We start from the raw sequence: 19,941 nt of genomic DNA on the forward strand, positions 1-19,941 counted from the left end.
TGGGTTTACAAAGGCTTCTCGAAAATTTTCGAGTTGCGCTGATAGTTGTACAGCGACGCCCGCGCCGAGGGCAGGCGGTCCACGCTGCTTGGTACAAAGCCGCGTTCACGGAACCAGTGGGCGGTGCGGGTGGTGAGTACAAACAAGGTTTTCAGGCCCTGGGCCCGGGCACGGGTCTCGATGCGTTCGAGCAATACATCGCCGCGTGCGCCATGGCGGTATTCCGGGTTCACCGCCAGGCACGCCAACTCACCCGCATCCGAATCGGCGATCTGATACAACGCCGCGCAGGCAATGATCATGCCTTCACGCTCGACCACGCTGAACTGCTCGATCTCACGCTCAAGCACTTCCCGGGAACGACGCACCAGGATGCCCTGCTCTTCCAGCGGGCTGATCAGGTCGAGCAAACCGCCGACGTCTTCAATCGCCGCTTCGCGCACCAGTTCGAATTGCTCCTGGGCAACCAGCGTACCGCCGCCGTCGCGGGTGAACAGTTCGGTGAGCAAAGCGCCGTCTTCGACGTAGCTGACAATATGGCTGCGCCCTACCCCACCACGACAGGCTTCGGCGGCGGCATCGAGCAGCTCTGCCTGATAGTTGCTGCCCAGGCGCTGCAGGTGCGCCGGCACTTGCTGCGGACGCAACTCGCGCACCAGTCGGCCGTTTTCATCGATCAGGCCCAGGTCGGCACCAAACAGCAGCAACTTGTCGGCGCCCAGGTCGATGGCGGCACGGGTGGCAACGTCTTCGCAGGCCAGGTTGAAAATCTCACCGGTGGGCGAATAACCCAACGGCGACAGCAATACGATGGAGCGCTCGTCCAGCAACCGGTTGATGCCCTTGCGGTCGACCCGGCGCACTTCGCCGGTGTGGTGATAGTCCACGCCTTCGAGCACACCGATTGGCCGCGCGGTCACCAGGTTGCCGCTGGCCACCCGCAAGCGCGAGCCCTGCATGGGCGATGACGCCATGTCCATGGACAGGCGCGCTTCGATGGCAATACGCAACTGCCCCACCGCGTCGATCACGCACTCGAGCGTCGCCGCATCGGTAATGCGCAAACCTTCGTGATAAGCCGGGGTAAGGCCGCGCGCTTCAAGGCGCGCTTCAATTTGCGGACGCGAGCCGTGCACCAGCACCAGTCGCACACCCAGACTGTGCAACAGCACCAGGTCGTGGACGATATTGCCGAAGTTCGGGTGTTCCACCCCATCGCCAGGCAGCATGACCACAAAGGTGCAGTCGCGGTGGGCATTGATGTAGGGCGAAGCGTGACGAAGCCAATTAACGTAGTCGGGCATAACACCTGGGCCTGTAATAAAAAGCAGCCAAAAAAGGATCAATCGTGAAAGCGCACAGCGGGCTGATGGTTATCGTCGGAACAGGCTTGGCGACACGCTCACTCTCCTTTCTATGTACGAACAGGCAGGGGTTAATTTATGCAGGTTTCAGGCAGTAATGTTCGATCAGTTCCCGCAATAGACGCACTGTAGGCGTCAAGCGTGACATTTCGAGGTATTCGCCCGGCTGGTGCGCACAGGCGATATCGCCAGGGCCGAGCACCAGGGTTTCGCAACCAAGGCGCTGAAGATAAGGCGCTTCGGTGCCGAACGCCACTGCTTCGGCACGGTGGCCGGTCAAACGTTCCGCCACCCTTACCAACTCCGCGTCTTCCGGCTGCTCGAAGGGCGGTACTTCCGGGAACAGCGGCGCGTAATCGATCTTGACCTTATGCCGCTCGGCCAGGGGCTCGAGTTTTTGCCGGATGGCGGCGCGCAGCACCGCAGGGTCCATGCCCGGCAGGGGGCGCAGGTCGAACTCCAGGGAGCATTGGCCACAGATGCGGTTGGGGTTGTCGCCGCCATGGATGCAGCCGAAGTTCAGGGTCGGCTGCGGCACGCTGAACTGCGGGTTGCGGTATTCGCGCTGCCAGGCAAGGCGCAGGCCGCGCAGTTCGCCGATGGCGTCGTGCATGGCTTCAAGGGCACTGTGGCCAAGGCTTGGGTCCGACGAATGGCCGCTGCGCCCAAGAATGTCGATGCGCTCCATCATCACGCCTTTGTGCAGGCGGATCGGCTTGAGGCCGGTCGGTTCGCCGATCACCGCCGCCCGGCCCAATGGCCGCCCCGCCTCGGCCAGTGCGCGGGCACCGGACATGGAGCTTTCTTCATCGCAGGTGGCGAGGATCAGCAGCGGTTGCTTGAACGGTTGGTCCAGCAGCGGCAGCACCGCTTCAATCGCCAGCGCAAAAAAACCCTTCATGTCGCAACTGCCCAATCCTACCCAGCGGCCGTCGACTTCCGTCAGCTTGAGCGGGTCGGTTTCCCACAGTGCCGCGTCGTAGGGCACCGTGTCGCTATGGCCAGCCAGCACCAGGCCACCGGGGCCACTGCCGAAACTTGCCAACAGGTTGAACTTGCCAGGGCTGACCTGCTGGATGTCGATGGAGAAGCCCAGGTCGCCCAGCCAGGTGGCGAGCAGGTCGATCACCGGGCGATTGGTCTGGTCGAGGGACGCCTGCGTGCAACTGACCGACGGCGCGGCAATCAACGCGGCGAACTGCTCTTTCATGGACGGTAACGGCATACGCGGTCTCCAACTTCCCGGATGAACCCCACTATAGAGCCATCTGCACGACACAATAAACCGTTGCGGCACGTTGCCGGGCTCAGTCCTGTACACTGCACGACCTTGGCAGCCACACTTTTCCCCGGCTGCGCTCCCGATCCTGGATTTTCCGGCCATGCAGAAAGAAACCGAAATCAAGCTCCGTGTCAGCCGCGAAACACTCGCCGCGCTGCGTGAGCACCCGCTACTGAAAAAACGCAACAAAAGTGGCTGGGAACGCCGTGAGTTGATGAACCAGTACTTCGACACCCCCGAGCGCGACCTGGCCCAGGCCAAGGTGGCCCTGCGCTTGCGCAAGGACGGTGACGACATCATCCAGACCCTCAAGACCCGTGGCCAGAGCGTCGCCGGCTTGTCGGAACGTAACGAATACAACTGGGACCTGCCCAAAGCCAAGCTCGATGTGAAGAAGCTCGACGGCGAATGCTGGCCCGAGCAACTGGCCGAGCTGGACAAAAAGACCCTCAAGCCGATCTTCACCACCGACTTCGTGCGCGAGCGCGCTGAAATCGCCTGGGGTCGCGGCAAGGCCAAGGTGGTGATCGAAGCCGCCCTGGACCTGGGCCACGTGGTGGTCGGCAAGCAGAAGGAAGAAATCTGCGAGCTGGAACTGGAACTGCGCGAAGGCGAACCGGCCGCCCTGCTGGAACTGGCCGCCGAACTGGCCGCGACCCTGGCGCTGATGCCTTGTGACATCAGCAAGGCCGAGCGTGGCTATCGCCTGTACGACGCCAGCAGCTATTCCTTGAGCCTGCCGGCACCGCAGATCCACGCCGAAATGCCGTTGGACGATGCCTTCGCCGCAATCATGTGGCACTTGCTGGGCAGCAGCCAGCGCCTGGCCGAGCAATATCGCTTCAATGGCCACTGGCGCTTGCTGCAGGACTGGGTCGAGACCCTCGGCGAATTGCGCGCGCTGATCGGCAGCCTCGGCCAGGCCGCGCCGCGTCAATCCACCAGCGAATTGCGCAGTGTCCTGGATGCGTTGCTGGAAGACTGGCGCCCGCTGGTCCAGGCCGGTGACGACGATGAAGACATCCGCAAAGCCGCGCCGGAGCAGTTCGTTGAAGAGCTGCAGGACGTACGCTGGGGCCTGTTCTCCCTGAACACCTCGCGCTGGCTGCTGGCCCGCACCTGGACCGCCGAACGCAATGTGCGCGGCAACCGCCAGGGCGCTGCGCAAATCACCAACTGGCTGCCGCGCCTGCTGGCCGACGACGCCGTTGCCCTGCAACTGCCGCGCTACCAGCAACAACCGGAAGACCTGGCCGAGCAACTGCCGCGTATCGAGCGCATCCAGGCTTGGCTGCACCATGCACGTCAGGTGGTGGATATTCCGGAACTGGACCGTTTGTACGGCGAGCTGAACAAGCTGGCACACCTGGCTAACCAGCCGATCACCGATGAGTCGCTGGACGCGCGGATGCACCAGGCGATTGCGGTTTATCAGAATCGTGCCTGGAAGACTTTGCTGCGTCTGTAAGATCGCCATCGGGGGCAAGTCGAATCGTCGCACCGCCCCTCCCACATATAACTGCATTCCAAAGTAGGAACTCGGTCAACTGTGGGAGGGGGCTTGCTCCCGATAGGGCCGGACCTGCTAGCGCAATACTGGCAGGCTGGTTGTGGATTTTATTTCCGACAACGCCACAATCGAATTAACCTCCTGAATCCCCGGCACCATCGACAACTTGTCGAAGAAAAACCGCTCGTACGCCTCGATGTCAGACGCAACAATGCGCAACAGAAAATCCACCGCGCCCATCAGCACATAACACTCCAACACTTCCGGAAAGCCACGAATCGCCTCGGTAAACTCGGTGAAGTTGGACCGACCGTGGGCGTTGAGTTTGACCTCGGCGAAAATCTGCGTGTTGAGGCCGATTTTTTTGCGGTCCAGCAAGGTGACCTGGCCACGGATCACGCCATCCTCTTTGAGCCGCTGAATACGCCGCCAACATGGTGACTGCGAGAGGCCGACCTGCTCGGCGATCTGTGCGCTGGAGAGCGAAGCGTCCTCTTGGAGCAGGGCCAGGATACGGCGGTCATAAGCGTCCAGTTCGCTTTGCATAGAAATACCTTATAAGTTGATTACGTTGAATTGATTTATTCGATTATCTGCCAATCTGTTCGATTTGAGATAAGAAATCTCAGCCGCTGCGTGTAAAAATTTCTTCAGTCGAATTTGGAGAATCAGCATGCACGCCGTCGAAACCGCTCACCCTGTTACCCGCGCCGATGCATGGGCCGTCGATAGCCTTCACTGCGAGGCGCATTATCGAATCGTCGCGGAGGCGGAGCCGGACGTACTGTGTCGGGTGTTGAATTACTTCGCGCTGCAATTTCTCACGCCCAATCAGGTGAGCGTGAACAGGGAAGACGACCTGCTGCGCATCGACATCATGATGGGCGGCCTGAGCTGGCACCGCGCCCAGGTGATCGGTGAAAAGATTCGAAACCTGATCAGCGTGTGTTCCCTGGAACTGCGCCCGGCCGACTGCGCGCGGCTTCAAGCTGTGGCCGCAACGTCTCGGTAAAAACCTGCAATACACGTACACGCAGAGTTTTCAGAAGCTGGCTAGCCTGGGATTACACCCGACGCCCACCAGGAAACTCTCATGTCCACCGCCCTGCCAGATCGCCCTCTGGAACTGCATCCGTTGCTGCCTGCATTGCTCGAGCAGGAGCTGATCACGGCAGAGACGGCGCAACGGTTGTTGTCCGCGCCCACCAGCGCCCAGCATCCCCTGGAGCGTATCGCCGCAGAAGGGCCGTGCCTGGAAACGTTAACCCAATGGCTGGCCCGGCAGGTCGAGCAACCTTATCTGCGCATCGACCCGCTGAAGATCGACGTCGCGACGGTGGTGCCGTTGATGTCCCATGCCTTCGCCCAACGTCATGCCATCCTCGCAGTCGCCGTGGATGCGCGCAGCGTCACGATCGCCAGCGCTCAACCCCATGTCAGTGGCTGGGAGGCCGGGCTTTCCCAAGTACTCAAACGCACGATCAAGCGCGTGGTGGCCAATCCCCAGGCGATCCAGCGCTGCATCAACGAGTTCTATCGGTTGGCCAAATCGGTCAGTGGGGCTGATCAAAAAATGGCAGCGCCCGGCAATGCCGAACTGCTCAACCTCGGCGCCAGCGATAAGGAGCCGCACGCCGATGACGCGCACATCGTCAATATCGTCGACTGGCTGCTGCAGTACGCCTTTGGTCAGCGGGCGAGCGATATTCATATCGAGCCCTGCCGCGAACAGGGTCGTGTGCGCTTTCGCATCGATGGCCTGTTGCATGACGTCTACCAATTTCCGCCACAGGTCACCACCGCTGTCGTCAGCCGCCTGAAAAGCCTTGGCCGTATGAACGTGGCAGAGAAGCGCAAACCCCAGGATGGGCGCATCAAGATGAAAACCCCGGCGGGGGCTGAAGTGGAACTGCGCCTTTCGACCTTGCCCACCGCTTTTGGCGAGAAGCTGGTCATGCGCATTTTTGACCCCCAGGTGCTGCTCAAGGATTTCGACCAGCTGGGCTTGTCTGCCGAAGATCAACAGCGCTGGCAGGCCATGACCCGACAGGCCCACGGCATTATCCTGGTCACCGGCCCGACCGGCTCGGGCAAGACCAGCACGCTTTACGCCACCCTCAAGCAACTGGCGAGCCGGGAGGTCAACCTGTGCACGGTGGAGGACCCCATCGAGATGGTCGAACCGGCGTTCAACCAGATGCAGGTGCAGCACAACATCGACCTGACCTTCGCCAGCGGTATCCGCGCGTTACTGCGCCAGGACCCGGACATCATCATGATCGGCGAGATTCGCGACCGGGAAACCGCCGAAATGGCGATCCAGGCCGCGCTGACCGGGCACCTGGTGCTGTCGACCCTGCATACCAACGACGCGCCGAGCGCCATCAGCCGCTTGCAGGAACTGGAGATCGCTCATTATTTGATCAAGGCAACGCTGATAGGCGTCATGGCGCAACGCTTGGTGCGTGTGCTGTGCTCCCATTGCAAACACGCCGTGGCCGACGCCTATGAAGCCGCTGGCTGCGTTGAATGCCGTGACAGTGGTTACCGGGGCAGAGCCGGGCTCTATGAGATCATGACGGTGGACGAAACCCTCAAGGCGCTGATTACCCCCGGCGCGGACGTGCAGGCCTTGCGCCATGCGGCTCTCGGGCAAGGCATGCACAGCCTGCGCATGGCTGGCCTGCAAAAGGTGAAGGCCGGGCTGACGACGATGGCGGAAGTCCTGAGGGTGACCCCTGGGGATTCAGAAACAAATCCTTTGTTTGTTGGGCATTGAAACCGTCCTTATCCGTGACGAGACCGTTACACTCGGCCGAACGTCGTGTCACTGACATCATCAGATAGGGAATCGTTATGCAGATCGGAACCGTACTGCTTCTTTTCGTGGGGTTGGCCATTGCCATCCTGTTCATGGGTTTCAAAGTGGTGCCCCAGGGCTACCAGTGGACAGTCGAACGTTTCGGCCGCTATACCAACACCCTCAAGCCTGGCCTCAACATTATCATCCCGGTCATGGACCGCATCGGCCGCAAGATCAACGTGATGGAAAGCGTGCTGGATATTCCCCCCCAGGAAGTGATTACCGCCGACAACGCCACCGTACAGATCGACGCCGTGTGCTTCTTCCAGGTGGTGAACACGGCCCAGGCCGCGTATGAGGTGAACAACCTCGAGCATGCCATCCGCAATTTGCTGCAAACCAATATCCGTACGGTGCTTGGCTCCATGGAGCTGGATGCGATGCTGAGCCAGCGCGACGGTATCAATGAAAAACTGCTGCGCACCGTCGACGAAGCCACGGCACCGTGGGGCATCAAAATCACCCGTATCGAAATCAAGGACATCAGCCCGCCTGCCGACCTGATGGCGGCCATGTCCGGGCAGATGAAAGCCGAGCGGATCAAGCGTGCGCAGATCCTCGAAGCCGAAGGCCTGCGAGCCTCGGCGATCCTCACCGCCGAGGGCAAGAAGCAGGCGCAGATCCTCGAGGCCGAGGGTAGCCGCCAGGCCGCCTTCCTTGAGTCCGAAGCGCGCGAGCGTCAGGCCGAGGCTGAAGCCCGGGCGACCCAGGTGGTATCGGAAGCGATTGCATCCGGTAACGTGCAGGCGGTGAACTACTTCGTCGCGCAGAAATACATCGATGCCCTGGGCAAGCTGGCGTCGGCCAACAACAGCAAGGTAATCCTGATGCCGCTGGAAGCCAGCCAGGTGATCGGTGCCGTGGGTGGTATCGGCGAGATCGTCAAAGCGGCTTTCGACAACAAGAAAGGCTGAGGTCGCCATCATGTGGGAATTCCTGCTGCACCTTTCGTTCTGGGACTGGCTGGCGCTGGGCACCGTGTTGTTGATTCTCGAGGTGTTCGGCGCGGGAGGCTACCTATTGTGGATGGGTATCGCCGCAGCCGCCGTGGGAGTGATCAAGTTTATCGTCCCGCCCCTGGGACTTGAGTGGCAACTGCTGCTGTTCGCCCTGTTGTCAATATTGACGGCCGTGTACTGGTGGAAACGCCAACGCAGCGGCGCCAAGGCCAGCGATCAACCCGGCTTGAATGAGCGCGGTTCAGAGTTGGTCGGACGCACCTTCTTGGTGCATCAGGCGATCGTGGATGGCAGGGGCAAGGTTAAAGTCGGCGATGGCGTATGGATGGTCACCGGTGTCGATGCGCCCGTAGGCGCTCAAGTGCGCGTGATTGGCCAGGATGGGGTGGTTTAAAGGTTGAAACTGTTTAGTCAGTGATGGAACTGGATCAGGTTAACTACAATCAAAATGTACAGATAACCCACCGGAGTCACCCATCATGCGTCTTAAATATGCTGTCGCAACCCTCGCTGTGCTCTCCCTCCCTGTCGGCTCAGCCATGGCCGATAGCTTCTGGCGTAATGTCATCTCGTCGGGCGCCACCACCGGCTCGACCTACCTGACCTTCAAGGACCACAAGCTGGTAGTCGCCGCCCAGGACGACGCCGGCAGCTTCGTCGCCAGCAACGGCGGCATTCGCGGCCCGTACCTGGAAGCGGCCATGCAGAAGGCCCGTGCTGATAACCCTGGCCTGCAAGCCACGGATATGGAACTGGCCAACGCCATCCTCGCGAAGAACGCTGTAACCGAGTAATACCTGCACATTAAAAAATGCCGCTTTTTCAAGCGGCATTTTTTTGCCTGGAGCGTGACGAATCATTCACGGGCGACAGGCTATATTCAGTCGAGCCGTGCAACCATGCAGGGCTGACACGTCCATTACTCATCGCCTACCTGAAACGGATGCCCTCTTCGTCATGAGCCAACAGCCCTTCCTGCCGTTTTCCAAACCTACCATCGATGAAGCCACCATCTCGGCGGTCGGCGATGTGCTGCGCTCGGGCTGGATCACCAGCGGGCCGAAGGTGCAGGCGTTCGAAGCGCAGCTGTCGGAATATTTCGGAGGCCGGCCGGTACGCACTTTCAACTCCGGCACGTGCACCATGGAGATTGCCCTGCGTATCGCCGGTATCGGGCCTGGGGATGAAGTCATTACCACACCGATTTCATGGGTTGCCACGGCCAACGTTATTCTGGAGGTAGGCGCCACTGCGGTATTCGCCGATATTGACCCGGTGACCCGCAACATCGACCTAGCCCAGGTTGAAGCAGCGATTACCCCGCGCACCAAGGCGATCATCCCGGTCTATCTGGCCGGCTTGCCCCTGGACATGCCGATGCTTTATGCGCTGGCCAACAAGTACAACCTGCGCATCATCGAGGACGCCGCCCAGGCCCTGGGTTCCAGTTGGGACGGGCAACGCATCGGCGCTACCGGCGACTTTGTGTCGTTCAGTTTCCAGGCAAACAAGAACATCACCTCATCCGAAGGCGGCTGCCTGGTGCTCAACAACGCCGATGAAGCGCGCCTGGCCGAGAAATACCGCCTGCAAGGCGTGACCCGCAGCGGTTTTGATGGCCTGGATGTGGACGTGCTGGGTGGCAAATTCAACATGACCGACATTGCCGCCGCCATTGGCTTGGGGCAGTTTGCGCATATCGAGAAGATCACCGCCCATCGCCAGAACCTGGCTCGGCACTACTTCGAATGCTTCGGCAGCGATTTTGAACAAGTGTACGGCGCGCAACTGCCGCCTGCAGACTTCGAAAACAGCAACTGGCACCTGTTCCAACTGGTATTGCCGGAGCGTCAGGACGGTTTGCCTGCCCGCGCCACCTTTATGGAGCGGATGCAGGCCCACGGCGTCGGCATCGGTTATCACTACCCGCCGATCCACCTGCTGAGCCTGTATCGGGCACAAGGGTTCAAGGAAGGCATGTTCCCGGTGGCGGAGCGTGTTGGGCGTTTGATCGTGTCGTTGCCGATGTTCACGGCGATGACGAAGGCGGATGTAGAGCGGGCCGTGGCGGCGGTCAAAGCGGTATTGAAAGCAGGCTGATCACTTAATGTGGGAGGGGGCTTGCCCCCGATGACGGAGTGTCAGCCAATGCATCTTTGACTGAACCACCGCTATCGGGAGCAAGCCCCCTCCCACATGGGCCTTGCGTTTACTCGCCGATGGTGGCTTTGTAGCCAGCGGCGTCGAGCAATTTGTCCAGGTCAGCCGAGTTGCTTGGCTTGAGCTTGAAGATCCAGGCGTCGTACGGGTCAGAGTTCAGCAGCTCAGGACTGCCACTCAACTCTTCGTTGACCGCAATCACCTCGCCAGCAACTGGCGAGTAGATATCCGAAGCAGCCTTCACCGACTCAACCACACCCGCCTGGCCTTGCGCTTCAAAAGTGGCACCAACCTCAGCCAGTTCAACAAACACCACATCACCCAAGGCTTCCTGTGCATGGTCGGAGATCCCGACGGTCACGCTGCCGTCGGCTTCCAGGCGGGCCCACTCGTGACTTTCGGCAAAACGCAGGTCGGCAGGGATATTGCTCATAGTCTGTGTCCTCAAGAAGAAATGTCAGCGGCCATAGGCCTGCCGGAAAATAGTTAGATCAGGGTTTTGCCATGGCGTACAAAGGTCGGCTTGACCACTCGCACCGGGTACCACTTGCCGCGGATTTCCACTTCGGCCCGGTCGGCAGTCGCCGTCGGTACGCGCGCCAGGGCAATGGATTTGCTCAGCGTAGGTGAGAAACTACCACTGGTGATCTCCCCTTCGCCAACATTGGCGATACGAACCACCTGGTGAGCGCGCAGAACCCCACGTTCTTCCAAGACCAGTCCCACTAATTTGAATTGCACGCCGGCAGCCTTTTCCGCCTCCAGCGCGGCGCGGCCGATGAAATTTCGCCCTGCGGGCTCCCAGGCGATGCTCCAGGCCATGTTGGCGGCCAGGGGTGATACCTGCTGGTGGATATCCTGGCCATACAGGTTCATGCCGGCTTCCAGGCGCAGGGTGTCGCGGGCACCGAGGCCGATGGGGGAAATACCGGCGCCCACCAGATCGTTGAAAAAACCCGGCGCCTGGTCGGCAGGCAGGACAATTTCCAGGCCGTCTTCGCCGGTGTAACCGGTGCGGGCAATAAACCAGTCGCCGTCGGCCTGGCCTTCGAACGGCTTGAGCTGATGGATCAGGGTGCCACGGGACTGGGTCACCAATTCGGCGATCTTGTGCCGCGCATGGGGACCTTGAATGGCGAGCATGGCCAGCTCGGAGCGCTCCCGGAGTTGCACTTGATAGCTGCCCAGTTGCGCCTGCATCCAGGCCATGTCCTGGTCACGGGTGGCGGCGTTGACCACCAGCCGGTAACCGGTTTCGGTACGGTAGACGATCATGTCGTCCACTACCCCGCCCTGCTCGTTGAGCATGGCGCTGTACAACGCGCGGCCGCAGCCGTGCAATCGATCGACGTCATTGGCCAGCAAGTGCTGGAGCCATTCCTTGGCCTGAAGGCCGCTGACATCGATCACGGTCATATGAGATACATCGAACACCCCGCAGTCGCGCCGCACCTGATGGTGCTCCTCAACCTGCGAGCCGTAATGCAAAGGCATATCCCAACCGCCAAAATCGACCATTTTCGCGCCGAGGGCGAGATGCAGGTCATACAGAGGCGTACGCTGTCCCATGGGTGTCTCCTTCCGGGCTTGGCGAAGGTGCGCAGAGTTGCCGTTAGTGCCGAGCGCCTTGGGTGACAAGGCCTGCAGACACCTGTGGCAACCCGCCTCGAAAGACGCGGCACACCGAATGCCGCGCATTGTAGCCGCAAGCTGTAGGACTGGCACCTAACCGATTTGTCGTGCGGAACGTCGGATCAGTCCGATGACCGGCAACAACCCAACCAGTACCAGGGTCAGCGCCGGCAGCGAGGCCCGCGCCCACTCCCCTTCACTGGTCATTTCAAAGATCCGCACCGCCAGGGTGTCCCAGCCAAACGGGCGCATCAGCAAGGTGGCGGGCATTTCCTTGAGCACATCGACGAACACCAGCAGCGCCGCGCTCAGGGTGCCGGGCAGCAACAGCGGCAGATACACCTTGCAAAACAGTTGTGGCCCGCTCACGCCCAGGCTTCGGGCGGCCTCGGGCAACGACGGACGGATACGCGCCAGGCTGTTTTCCAGCGGCCCGTAGGCCACCGCCAGGAACCGCACCAGATAGGCGAGCACCAGCGCCGAGAGGCTGCCCAGCAGCAACGGTTTGCCCGCACCGCCCAGCCAGCCCGACAGCGGCACCACCAGTTCGCGGTCCAGGTAGCTGAAGGCGAGCATGATCGACACCGCCAGCACCGAGCCGGGCAAGGCATAACCGACATTGGCCAGGCTGATGCCGGAGCGAATCGCCCGAGTCGGCGCAAGGCGGTTGGCGAACGCCAGTATCAGCGCCACGCCGACGGTGATCAGCGCCGCAATCGCGCCCAGGTACAGGGTGTGCAGGATCAGGCCGGTGTAGCGCTCATCCAGGTCGAACCGGCCGCGTTGCCAGAACCAGGCCACCAGTTGCAGTATCGGGATCACAAACGCGCAGGCAAACACCAAGCCACACCAGCCACTGGCCGCTGCCGCCTTGAACCCACGCAGGTGATACAACGCCTTGCCTCGCGGGCGCTCGTTGCTGGGCCGGCTCGCTCCCCGCGCGCGCCGCTCGCCATACAGCACCAGCATCACCACCAGCAGCAACAGGCTGGCCAGTTGGGCTGCGCTGGACAGGCTGAAAAAGCCGTACCAGGTTTTATAGATGGCGGTGGTGAACGTGTCGAAATTGAACACCGAGACCGCACCGAAATCCGCCAGGGTTTCCATCAAGGCCAGGGCGACCCCGGCACCAATCGCCGGGCGGGCCATGGGCAGCGCCACGCGCCAGAACGCTTGCCAAGGCGACTGGCCGAGCACCCGCGCCGCTTCCATCAATCCTTTGCCCTGGGCCAGGAATGCGGAGCGCGCCAGCAGGTAGACATAGGGGTAGAACACCAGCACCAATACGATGATCACGCCGCTGGTGGAACGCACACGCGGCAGGCGCAGCCCGGCGCCGAACACGTCGCGCAGCAAGGTTTGCACGGGGCCCGCAAAATCCAGCAGTCCCACGAAAACGAAGGCCAACACGTAGGCCGGAATTGCAAAGGGCAGCATCAGTGCCCAATCCAGCCAGCGCCGCCCGGGGAATTCGCAGAGGCTGGTCAGCCAGGCCAGGCTTACGCCCAGCAACGTCACGCCAAGGCCGACGCCGAGCACCAGAGTCAGGGTGTTACCCAACAACCGGGGCATCTGGGTGTCCCAGAGGTGGGACCAAATCTGGTGGTCGACGCTTTGCCAGGACAGCAACAGCACGCTCAGCGGCAGCAGCACCAGGGCGGCGACGCTGAAGACCGGCAGGTACCAGCGGCGTTGGGCGGGATGGGCCAAGAGCAAATTCCCTGGGAATTGAGTATCTGAAAGCAGACATAAAACAGTGTGGGAGGGGGCTTGCCCCCGATGGCGGTGAATCAGCCACTGATGATTAGACTGACACTCCGCAATCGGGGGCAAGCCCCCTCCCACATTTTGATCTGCGGCGATTTACAAAATCAGTTCCAGCCGGCGCGATCCATCAAGCGGATAGCCTCGGCCTGGCGCTTGCCCGCCACTTCCACCGGCAAGGTGTCGGCCACGAATTTGCCCCAGCTCGCCACTTCTGCCGACGGCGGTACCGCTGGGTTGGCGGGGAACTCCTGGTTCACATCGGCGAAAATCTGCTGCGCCTCGGGCGTGGTCATCCACTCCACCAAAGCCTTGGCCGCCGCCGGGTGTGGCGCGTGCTTGGTCAGGCCGATGCCCGACAGGTTCACATGCACGCCACGGTCGCCCTGGTTCGGCCAGAACAGCTTCACCGCCAGGTCCGGCTTCTGCTTGTGCAGGCGACCGTAGTAGTACGTGTTGACGATACCCACATCGCATTGCCCGGCATTGATCGCCTCCAGCACCGCAATATCGTCGGAGAATACGTCGGTGGACAGGTTATTCACCCAGCCTTTGACGATTTCTTCAGTCTTGCTCACGCCATGGGTTTCGATCAGCGTGGCGGTCAGTGACTGGTTGTAGACCTTTTTCGCCGTGCGCAGGCACAGCCGGCCTTCCCACTGCTTGTCGGCCAGGGCTTCGTAGGTGGTCAGGTCGCCCGGTTTTACCCGGTCGGTGGAATAGGCGATGGTGCGCGCGCGCAGGCTCAAGCCGGTCCAGGCGTGGGCCGAAGAACGGTATTGCAGCGGAATGTTCTTGTCGATCACCTCGGAGGTGAACGGCTGCAGGATGCCCATCTGCTCGGCCTGCCAAAGGTTGCCGGCGTCGACAGTGAGCAGCAGGTCGGCGGTGGCGTTTTCGCCTTCGGCCTTGATGCGCTGCATCAGCGGCGCTTCTTTATCGGTGATGAATTTGACCTGTACACCGGTCTTGCGGGTGTAGGCGTCGAACACCGGCTTGATCAGTTCGTCGATGCGCGAGGAGTACACCACCACTTCGTCGGCGGCCTGCACGACGGTGCTGCCGATCAGGGTGAGTGCCAGGGCAGTCAGGAGGCGCTTGGGTGCCAACATGGGTGCGGTCGCTCATTTGCAAAAAGAGCGCAAATGATAAGGACTCACATTTGGTACCGCTTGCTGGAGGCGTTACCAGATGTTGCACGGCCGGAGGTATGCGTGAGGGCTGGCGGCCTCATCGGGGGCAAGTCGAATCGTCGCACCGCCCCTCCCACATGGGGCAGCATTTCAATTTACGGTTTGGCCAGGTCCGGGAGGTCGCCGGTCAAGCCCAAGGCCTGGCGTACAAACAATGCCTTGGCTTCCGGCAGTTGGTCGACGATTTTCAAGCCGGTATTGCGCAGCCAGCGCAACGGCAGTTGATCGGCCTGGAACAAGCGCTCGAAGCCTTCCATTGCCGCCATCAGCGCCAGGTTATGCGGCATGCGCCGCCGCTCGTAGCGGCTCAGCACCTTCACGTCCGCCAGACGCTCGCCACGTTCGTTGGCCGCCAGCAGCACTTCGGCCAGCACCGCAGCATCGAGAAACCCCAGGTTCACGCCCTGCCCCGCCAGCGGGTGGATAACGTGGGCCGCATCGCCAATCAATGCCAGGCCTTCGGCCACATAGCGTTTGGCGTGGCGCTGACGCAACGGCACGCAGACGCGCGGGTCGGCGCTGATCACGTTGCCGAGGCGCCCTTCAAAGGCGCGCTCCAATTCATCACAAAAGCGTTCATCGTCCAGGGCCATCAGGCGCTCGGACTCCGCCGGCGTGGTCGACCACACAATCGAGCACCAATCCTCTTGCCCATCGCGCACCAGCGGCAAAAACGCCAGCGGGCCGTTATCGGTGAAGCGTTGCCACGCCGTGCGCCGGTGCGGCTGGCTGCTGCGTACGCTGGTCACGATGGCGTTATGCAGATAATCCCATTCACGGGTGGGCGTGCCGGTCAGGCGGCGCACCGCCGAGTTGGCGCCGTCGGCGGCGACCACCAGCGGCGCGCGCAGCTTGCGCCCATCGGCCAGGGTCAGCAGCCAGTCATCGCCGGAACGGCGCATCTGCTCCAGGCGCGCATTGGCCAGCAGCCCCAGGTCGCAATCATGCAGGCGGTCCAGCAAGGCATCCTGGACCACGCGGTTCTCGACGATATGCCCCAGCACTTCGGCATGTACGCTGGCCGCCGAGAAGTGGATCTGCCCAGTGCCGCTGCCGTCCCACACGTGCATCTCGCCATACGGGCTGGCGCGGCGCTGGACGATGCCGTCCCACACGCCAAGGCGCTCCAGAATGCGCTGGCTGGCGGCGGACAGCGCACTCACCCGCGGTTCAAACGGCGCTGCCGGTTCGAACGGCTTGACGCTCAACGGACTGCCGTCAAGCAGCAACACCTGCAGGCCACTGCCCTGCAACGCCAGCGCCAGGGCGCTTCCGACCATTCCGGCCCCGACAATCAGCACATCTGCGTGCATGTCCATAGTCAAGCCTGTCTCGCTGGCGGCTTGCGCCGCACGTAAAGGGTTTTGTCGACCCGCGCCACCAAGGTGCCGCAGCCGTCATGAATCTGGACCTTGTCGCAGCCCGGGTTCTCCATCAGCCACTTACGCATCGGAGCGCGTGCCCAGGCCCATGGCCTGGCGGGCGAACCAGCGTTTGGCCGGCGGTAACAGGTCCAGGCCGAGCAGGCCCATGTTGCGCCCCAGCGCCACCAACGGTTGCCCGCTGCCGAACAGGCGTGTGACCTGGTCGGAGAAACCCACGGTCAGATGCTGGTCCAGGCGCTGACGCTCGCGATAACGTTGCAGTGTCGCCAGGTCACCCGGCACTGACGGCCCGGCCAGCAAGGCTTCGGCCAGGGCGTTGGCATCACGCAGGGACAGGTTGAAACCCTGCCCGGCGATCGGGTGCAGGCTATGCGCGGCATTGCCGAGCACCACCAGGTGCGAGCGCACTTGTTCTTCCGCTTCCACCAGGGTCAGCGGATACAGATGCCGCGCGCCCACTTGTTTCAGGGTGCCCAGGCGATAGCCGAACACGCCCTGCAATTCGCTCAGGAAACTGCGCTCATCCAGATTGGCCAGGCGCTGGGCGTCCATGCCGATGCGGGTCCAGACCAGCGCACAGCGGTTGTCGGGCAGCGGCAGCAAGGCCATCGGCCCCTCATCGGTGAAACGCTCGAACGCTTCGCCATTGTGGGCTTCGCTCGGGGTGATATTGGCGATCAGCGCGCTCTGGTTATACGGGCGCGTCTTCACGCCGATGCCCAGTTGTTCGCGCAGGCCCGAGCGGCCGCCGTCGGCCAGTACTGCGAGGTCGCATTCGAGCACGGTTTCATCGTTGAGGGTCAGGCGGTAGCCGTCGGGCAGCGGCTCCATGCGCGTCACTTCCGCCGGGCAGCGCCAGCTCACCACGTCCTTGTCCAGGCCTTGCCACAGGCATTGGCCCAGCCAGGCGTTTTCCACCACGTAACCGAGGGCCGGCACCCCCTCTTCCAGGGCTGACAGACGCGCGGTGGAGAAGCGTCCACGGTCGGACACATGAATCTGCTTGATCGGCTCGGCGCGACGGGAAATATCCTGCCACACGCCCAGGCGCTGATAGATCTGCCGGGCACCAAAGGACAACGCCGAAGAACGCGCATCGTAGCTCGGCTGATAGCTGTCACCCGGCGCGAAGGGTTCGATCAGTGCGATTTTCCAGCCGCGCGCCTTGGCCCCGGCCTGCAACGCCAGGGCAAGGCTCGCGCCCACCAGACCGCCGCCGATGATCGCCAGGTTGACCCGGCTCATCGGGCAGCCGCCATCAGTGCTTCGATCTCGGCCACCGTCTTGGGCACCGCGCCGGTCAGGATTTCACAGCCTTGCTTGGTCACTATCACGTCGTCCTCGATGCGTACGCCAATGCCACGCCACTTCTTCGCTACGTTCTGGTTGTCCGGTGAAATATAGATCCCCGGCTCCACGGTCAAGGCCATGCCGACTTCCAGCACGCGCCATTCACCGCCCACTTTGTACTCGCCCACGTCATGCACATCCATGCCCAGCCAGTGGCCGGCGCGGTGCATGTAAAAGGCGCGGTAGGCTTCGCTGGCGATCAACTCGTCAACGTCGCCTTGCAGCAACCCCAGCTTGACCAACCCGGCAGTGATGACCTGCACGGTCGCCTCATGCGCCTGGTTCCAATGCTTGTTCGGCGCGATCTGCTTGAAGGCGGCTTCCTGGGAAGCCAGCACAATTTCGTAGATCGCCTTCTGCTCGGGCGAAAACTTGCCATTGACCGGCCAGGTGCGGGTGATGTCACTGGCGTAGCAGTCGATCTCGCAACCGGCGTCGATCAGCACCAGGTCACCGTCCCTGAGCAGCGCGTCATTCTGCTGGTAATGCAGGATGCAGCTGTTGCGCCCGGACGCGACGATGGAGCCATAGGCCGGCATTTTCGCGCCGCCCTTGCGGAACTCGTAATCCAGCTCGGCTTCCAGGCTGAACTCATGCAGGCCGGCACGGCTGGCCTGCATTGCCCGCACATGAGCCGCGCAGGAAATCCGCGCCGCCTCGCGCATCACCTTCACTTCCGCCGCCGATTTATACAGGCGCATGTCGTGCAGCAGATGATCCAGGGCAACGAATTCGTTCGGCGGCTGGGCACCCAGGTGCGCTTTGGAGCGGATCACGTTGATCCACTCCATCACGTGCCGGTCGAATTCGGCATTGCTGCCCATGGCTGAATACACCCGGTCACGGCCTTCGATCAGGCCGGGCAGGATGTCGTCGATGTCGGTGATGGGAAACGCGTCGTCAGCCCCGTAATCACGGATCGCGCCTTCGGTGCCGGCGCGCAGGCCATCCCACAGTTCGCGTTCGGCATTGCGCTCGCGGCAGAACAGCACGTACTCGCCATGCTGGCGACCGGGCATCAGCACGATCACCGCTTGCGGTTCGGGAAAACCGCTCAGGTACTGGAAGTCACTGTCCTGGCGGTAGACATGCTCCACATCACGGTTACGGATCGCCACGGCGGCGGCCGGCAGGATCGCGATGCTGTTGGGTTCCATCTGCGCCATGAGCGCCTTGCGGCGACGGGTGTATTCCGCTTTGGGGATATGGATCATGGACAGATGGGCTTCCTCGTTTAGTGCAGCGACGGCCTTAGTGCAACGACGGCTTAGCAGCGACCGGTTCAGCGGACTTCTTGGTCTCGGTGAACAACAGCAACGGCGCGACGCGCAGGTATTCCATGACTTCCATGTAGTCGCCCTCGCCGTCCTCGGACTCTTCCAGGGCGTCTTGCACCTGGGAGATGGCGGCCAGGTCCTGCAGCACCTCCTTGGCGTCGGTGCTCAGCTCCAGGCCACCGGCGTTCACGCCGAAACCGTGAAGGAAACCCTGGCACCACTGGCCCAGCGCGGCGGCGCGTTCGGCCAGCGGCGCATCGTCGGTGGGCAGCAGCAGGACCACGGTGACGTCATCACCGGTCAGCTCGCCCTTGACCATCTCTTGCAGGCCGATCAGCGCATTGCGCACGTTTTCTTCGGGTTCTTTCTCCAGCAGCTCGGCCACATCGGCCAGCCAGTTGTCGGCATCGAAGCCGACACCGGTGCAGCTGCGGCCCAACAGCACGCCGTGCAGTTCGGCAGGCGAGCAAGGATGGCCGCTGGTGCTCAGCAGTTTGGAAAAAGCGTCGTACGGGGAGTTCTGAATGGGCATGGTGAGCTAGGCGCCAGACGGCGCAATGTCTAGAATGGAGCGCTGTATCCTAGCACCGGCAGACGTACCAAGACTATCGAGGGCGTCAGATCGTTTATCCTGCAGTTGCCATTCATCAGACAATCCAGTGGAACCCAATGGAAGACACCGACCTGCAAGCGCTGATGGCCAGACTCGAACTGCTAATTGATCGGGTCGAGCAACTTAAGAGTCAAAACGGACTCCTACTAGCTCAGGAAAAAACCTGGCGCGAGGAACGCGCTCACCTCATTGAAAAAAACGAAATCGCCCGGCGTAAGGTCGAATCGATGATTTCGCGCCTGAAGGCCCTGGAGCAAGACTCATGAGTTCAAGCAATAGCGTTACCGTGCAGATCCTCGACAAAGAATATTCGATCATCTGCCCCCAGGAAGAGCGCAGCAACCTGGTGAGCGCTGCCCGCTACCTGGACGGCAAGATGCGCGAAATCCGCAGCAGCGGCAAAGTGATCGGCGCCGACCGCATCGCCGTGATGGCCGCGCTGAACATTACCCACGACCTGCTGCATAAGCAGGAGCGCCCTGACGTGCAGGCCAGCGGCTCGACCCGCGAGCAAGTGCGTGACCTGCTCGAACGCGTTGATCTGGTGCTTTCCACCGATTCAGACGCACCCAAGGGCTGATTGCCGAGT

The 19,941-nt window shown here is 61.8% G+C and carries 20 protein-coding genes and 1 pseudogene; 9 read left to right on the top strand and 12 right to left on the bottom strand.

Going from position 1 to position 19,941, the window contains the following annotated elements; translation table 11 throughout:
* Positions 1-5: 5 nt before the first annotated feature.
* Both argA and argE read right to left on the bottom strand, forming a co-directional pair.
* Positions 6-1,304, bottom strand: coding sequence for an amino-acid N-acetyltransferase (gene argA, locus C4J90_RS25495; protein ID WP_124364878.1), 1,299 nt, complete (start codon positions 1,302-1,304; stop codon positions 6-8).
* Between the two features lie 136 nt (positions 1,305-1,440).
* Complete coding sequence (gene argE, locus C4J90_RS25500; protein ID WP_124364879.1) at positions 1,441-2,589, bottom strand: acetylornithine deacetylase; 1,149 nt, start codon at positions 2,587-2,589, stop codon at positions 1,441-1,443.
* A gap of 157 nt (positions 2,590-2,746) precedes the next feature.
* Here argE and C4J90_RS25505 point away from each other — a divergent pair, with 157 nt between their 5' ends.
* Positions 2,747-4,114, top strand: a complete 1,368-nt coding sequence (locus C4J90_RS25505; RefSeq protein WP_124411032.1) for an inorganic triphosphatase — start codon at positions 2,747-2,749, stop codon at positions 4,112-4,114.
* Positions 4,115-4,231: 117 nt separating this feature from the next.
* Here the strand turns inward: C4J90_RS25505 and C4J90_RS25510 are convergent, their stop codons facing one another.
* Complete coding sequence (locus C4J90_RS25510) at positions 4,232-4,702, bottom strand: Lrp/AsnC family transcriptional regulator (protein WP_124364881.1); 471 nt, start codon at positions 4,700-4,702, stop codon at positions 4,232-4,234.
* A gap of 127 nt (positions 4,703-4,829) precedes the next feature.
* On the opposite strand from C4J90_RS25510, the gene C4J90_RS25515 reads away from it, so the two are divergent.
* From C4J90_RS25515 to C4J90_RS25540, 6 genes are all read left to right on the top strand, one after another.
* A complete protein-coding gene (locus C4J90_RS25515) occupies positions 4,830-5,168 on the top strand; it encodes a hypothetical protein (protein WP_124364882.1) in 339 nt (112 codons plus the stop codon).
* Positions 5,169-5,249: 81 nt separating this feature from the next.
* Entirely contained in the window at positions 5,250-6,935 is a 1,686-nt protein-coding gene (locus tag C4J90_RS25520) for a GspE/PulE family protein (RefSeq protein ID WP_124421084.1), read from the top strand.
* 77 nt (positions 6,936-7,012) lie between these two features.
* The gene (locus C4J90_RS25525) at positions 7,013-7,933 is read left to right on the top strand and encodes an SPFH domain-containing protein (protein WP_124364884.1); all 921 of its coding nucleotides are present in this window, start codon (positions 7,013-7,015) and stop codon (positions 7,931-7,933) included.
* Between the two features lie 10 nt (positions 7,934-7,943).
* Entirely contained in the window at positions 7,944-8,372 is a 429-nt protein-coding gene (locus C4J90_RS25530) for an NfeD family protein (RefSeq protein WP_124421085.1), read from the top strand.
* Positions 8,373-8,457: 85 nt separating this feature from the next.
* Entirely contained in the window at positions 8,458-8,772 is a 315-nt protein-coding gene (locus tag C4J90_RS25535; RefSeq protein ID WP_124421086.1) for a DUF2388 domain-containing protein, read from the top strand.
* A 163-nt stretch (positions 8,773-8,935) separates the two neighbouring features.
* Positions 8,936-10,078, top strand: coding sequence for a DegT/DnrJ/EryC1/StrS aminotransferase family protein (locus C4J90_RS25540; protein ID WP_124421087.1), 1,143 nt, complete (start codon positions 8,936-8,938; stop codon positions 10,076-10,078).
* A 109-nt stretch (positions 10,079-10,187) separates the two neighbouring features.
* Here C4J90_RS25540 and gcvH read toward each other — a convergent pair whose 3' ends face one another.
* The 9 genes and pseudogenes from gcvH to C4J90_RS25585 form a co-directional block, all read right to left on the bottom strand.
* A complete protein-coding gene (gcvH, locus tag C4J90_RS25545; RefSeq protein ID WP_124421088.1) occupies positions 10,188-10,571 on the bottom strand; it encodes a glycine cleavage system protein GcvH in 384 nt (127 codons plus the stop codon).
* A gap of 53 nt (positions 10,572-10,624) precedes the next feature.
* Complete coding sequence (gene gcvT / locus C4J90_RS25550) at positions 10,625-11,707, bottom strand: glycine cleavage system aminomethyltransferase GcvT (RefSeq protein ID WP_124372226.1); 1,083 nt, start codon at positions 11,705-11,707, stop codon at positions 10,625-10,627.
* Between the two features lie 156 nt (positions 11,708-11,863).
* On the bottom strand, positions 11,864-13,480 hold the full coding sequence (locus tag C4J90_RS25555; RefSeq protein ID WP_124421089.1) for an iron ABC transporter permease: 1,617 nt from the start codon (positions 13,478-13,480) through the stop codon (positions 11,864-11,866).
* Positions 13,481-13,641: 161 nt separating this feature from the next.
* Positions 13,642-14,646 (bottom strand): extracellular solute-binding protein, encoded by a 1,005-nt coding sequence (locus tag C4J90_RS25560; protein WP_124421090.1) that lies wholly within the window; start codon positions 14,644-14,646, stop codon positions 13,642-13,644.
* A gap of 176 nt (positions 14,647-14,822) precedes the next feature.
* Positions 14,823-16,040: a 2-octaprenyl-3-methyl-6-methoxy-1,4-benzoquinol hydroxylase gene (locus tag C4J90_RS25565; protein ID WP_164488045.1), complete on the bottom strand. Its 1,218-nt coding sequence runs from the start codon at positions 16,038-16,040 to the stop codon at positions 14,823-14,825.
* Positions 16,041-16,048: 8 nt separating this feature from the next.
* A pseudogene (locus tag C4J90_RS25570) lies at positions 16,049-16,141 on the bottom strand (tetrameric acyl-CoA thioesterase); the annotation flags it as partial.
* Positions 16,142-16,169: 28 nt separating this feature from the next.
* The gene (gene ubiH, locus C4J90_RS25575) at positions 16,170-17,357 is read right to left on the bottom strand and encodes a 2-octaprenyl-6-methoxyphenyl hydroxylase (RefSeq protein ID WP_124421092.1); all 1,188 of its coding nucleotides are present in this window, start codon (positions 17,355-17,357) and stop codon (positions 16,170-16,172) included.
* The gene (pepP, locus tag C4J90_RS25580; RefSeq protein ID WP_124368762.1) at positions 17,354-18,676 is read right to left on the bottom strand and encodes a Xaa-Pro aminopeptidase; all 1,323 of its coding nucleotides are present in this window, start codon (positions 18,674-18,676) and stop codon (positions 17,354-17,356) included. The genes ubiH and pepP overlap by 4 nt, the downstream gene beginning before the upstream one ends.
* 37 nt (positions 18,677-18,713) lie before the next feature.
* Positions 18,714-19,271: a YecA family protein gene (locus C4J90_RS25585; protein WP_124415872.1), complete on the bottom strand. Its 558-nt coding sequence runs from the start codon at positions 19,269-19,271 to the stop codon at positions 18,714-18,716.
* A gap of 137 nt (positions 19,272-19,408) precedes the next feature.
* On the opposite strand from C4J90_RS25585, the gene C4J90_RS25590 reads away from it, so the two are divergent.
* Both C4J90_RS25590 and C4J90_RS25595 read left to right on the top strand, forming a co-directional pair.
* The gene (locus C4J90_RS25590; RefSeq protein ID WP_003177365.1) at positions 19,409-19,618 is read left to right on the top strand and encodes a TIGR02449 family protein; all 210 of its coding nucleotides are present in this window, start codon (positions 19,409-19,411) and stop codon (positions 19,616-19,618) included.
* On the top strand, positions 19,615-19,932 hold the full coding sequence (locus C4J90_RS25595) for a cell division protein ZapA (RefSeq protein ID WP_005792389.1): 318 nt from the start codon (positions 19,615-19,617) through the stop codon (positions 19,930-19,932). Before C4J90_RS25590 ends, C4J90_RS25595 begins: the two co-directional genes overlap by 4 nt.
* The last annotated feature ends 9 nt before the right edge of the window (positions 19,933-19,941 follow it).

The organism is Pseudomonas sp. R2-60-08W (genome assembly GCF_003852335.1).
In the GTDB taxonomy this organism is placed as follows: Bacteria; Pseudomonadota; Gammaproteobacteria; order Pseudomonadales; family Pseudomonadaceae; genus Aquipseudomonas.